This window comes from Nocardia farcinica, from assembly GCF_029867845.1.
Taxonomy (GTDB): Bacteria; Actinomycetota; Actinomycetes; order Mycobacteriales; family Mycobacteriaceae; genus Nocardia; species Nocardia farcinica_A.
This window is the reverse complement of record NZ_JARWRU010000288.1, coordinates 1-2259: the sequence shown is the minus strand read 5'-3', so window position 1 is coordinate 2259 and position 2259 is coordinate 1. Positions and strand designations below refer to the sequence as shown.

3 protein-coding genes are annotated in these 2259 nt (G+C 73.7%); all 3 read left to right on the top strand.

The genetic code is table 11. The features are described 5' to 3' along the window. On the top strand, nt 1–400 hold a 400-nt coding region (locus QH283_RS06210; RefSeq protein ID WP_280502058.1), incomplete at its 5' end, for a glycosyltransferase. Nucleotides 401–464: 64 nt separating this feature from the next. After that, the gene (locus QH283_RS06205) at nt 465–974 is read left to right on the top strand and encodes an O-acetyl-ADP-ribose deacetylase (RefSeq protein ID WP_280502057.1); all 510 of its coding nucleotides are present in this window, start codon (nt 465–467) and stop codon (nt 972–974) included. 123 nt (nt 975–1097) lie between these two features. Further along, nucleotides 1098–2259: cation-translocating P-type ATPase (locus tag QH283_RS06200; protein WP_280502056.1), on the top strand; the 1162-nt coding region annotated here is incomplete at its 3' end.

The following is a 2259-nucleotide window of genomic DNA, read 5'->3' as shown; positions in this document are numbered from 1 at the left end:
CCGCGCCCGCGGGCGCGCCCCCGCCCCCCGCGCCCCCCCCCCCGCCCCCCCCCCCCACCCCCCCCCCGTGCGGGGGGCCGCCGCGGTCTTCCCGTTCCTGTCCACCAAGGAGGGCTTCGGCCTGGCCGCCATGGAGGCGCTGGCCGCCGGAGTGCCGGTGGTGGTGCGCGACCTGCCGGTCTTCCGCGAAGTCTTCGGCGGGGCGGTGCGTTTCGCCACCGGGCCCGCCGACACCGCCGCCGCCATGGCGGCCGCCCTCACCCCCGATCCCGAGCGCGCCCACCGCGGCCGCGCCCTGGCGGCGGGCTTCAGCTGGGACGCCGCGGCCGCCGCCCACCTCGACTTCTACCGGGCCAACACCCCCGCCTTCGCCCGCCCACCGGGCGGACCGCCCGCATGAGGAAGCGCCCGACAGGCGCAGGGAAGGCCCGGCATCCCCGCGGAAGTGGGGGAAGAATACGGGCATGGCCTCACTGGAACTGGTACGTGGCGACATCTCCGCGCAGGAGGTGGACGCGATCGTCAATGCCGCCAACTCCTCGCTGCTCGGCGGCGGCGGGGTCGACGGCGCCATCCACTGCAGGGGCGGCCCCCGCATCCTCGCCGAGTGCAGGCAGCTGCGCGAGACGCGCTACCCGAGTGGCCTGCCCACCGGACAGGCGGTGGCCACCAACGGCGGCGATCTGCCCGCGCGCTGGGTGGTGCACACCGTCGGCCCGGTCCACTCCACCCGCGAGGACCGCACCGCGCTGCTGGCGTCCTGCTATCGCGAATCTCTGCGCGTGGCCGACGAACTCGGCGCTCTCACCCTCGCCTTCCCGGCGATCTCCACCGGCGCCTACGGCTGGCCCATGGACGACGGCGCCCGCATCGCGGTCGAGACGGTGCGAGCCGTCGAGACCGCCGTCGAGCAGATCCGGTTCGTCCTCTACGACGCCGCGGCCTACGACGCCTTCGCCGCCCGGCTGTCCTGACCTCTGTCGGCCGGGTCGGCTCCGGCCCGCCGGTGCGCCCGACTGTCGCGCCGAACTCCTTGGCGGCGGCCGACTTCCACCGACCGACCAAAGGTTTGCTGGATGTTTGGTAAAGTTCGGGTAATGACGTCATGGCACGCCATGGACACGGCCGCGACGCTCGACCGCCTCGAGGCCACGCCAAGCGGTCTGACCTCGGAGGAAGCGGCAAGGCGGCTGACGCTGTACGGTCCGAACGCCCTGCCGCAGGCCAAGTCCAGCCGCTGGTGGTGGCGTTTGCTGCGACAGTTCCACAACGTCCTGCTGTACGTCATGATGGCCGCCGCGCTCATCACCGCCTTCCTCCAGCACTGGATCGACACCGGGGTGCTGCTGGCCGCCGTGCTGATCAACGCGCTGCTCGGGTTCGTCCAGGAGGGCAAGGCCGAGTCCGCGCTGGACTCCATCCGGGCCATGCTCGCGCCGAGGGCCCGCGTGCACCGCGACGGCAAGCTGCTCGACATCCCCGCCGCCGACCTGGTTCCCGGCGATGTCGTGCACCTGGTGTCCGGCGACCGCGTGCCCGCCGACCTGCGCCTGCTGCGGGTGCGCGAACTGCGCATCGACGAGGCGGCGCTGACCGGCGAATCGATGCCGGTGGACAAGACCTCCGAGCCGGTCGCCGCCGACAGCGAACTCGGCGACCGGCGCAGCGGCGCGTACGCGGGCACGGTCGCGGTGTACGGGCAGGGCGACGGCGTGGTCGTCGCCACCGGCATCGACACCGAACTCGGCCGGGTCAACGCCATGCTCGCCGGCATCCACAAGACCACGACCCCGCTGCTGCGCCAGATCGGGCAGTTCGGCCGCTGGCTGGCCGCGGTGATCCTGCTGGTGGCCGCGGCGACCTTCGTGCTCGGCGTGGTCTGGCGCGGTGAGGCGCCCGCCCAGATGTTCACCCTGGTCGTGGCGCTCGCCGCCTCCGCCATCCCCGAGGGCCTGCCCGCGATCATGACGGTCACCCTCTCGCTGGGCGTGCAACGGATGGCCCGACGCAACGCCGTCATCCGGCGCCTGCCCGCGGTGGAGACGCTGGGTTCGGTGACGGTCATCTGCTCGGACAAGACCGGCACCCTCACCCGCAACGAGATGACCGTGCAGAAGGTCATCTGCGCGGGCTGCCGGGTCGACGTCGGCGGCGTCGGCTACGCCCCGGTGGGCGCGCTCGCCGTCGACGGCGCCCCCGTCGGCGCCGGCGAACTCGCCACCCAGCCCGCGCTGAACCTCGCGGTGCGGGCGGGCGTGG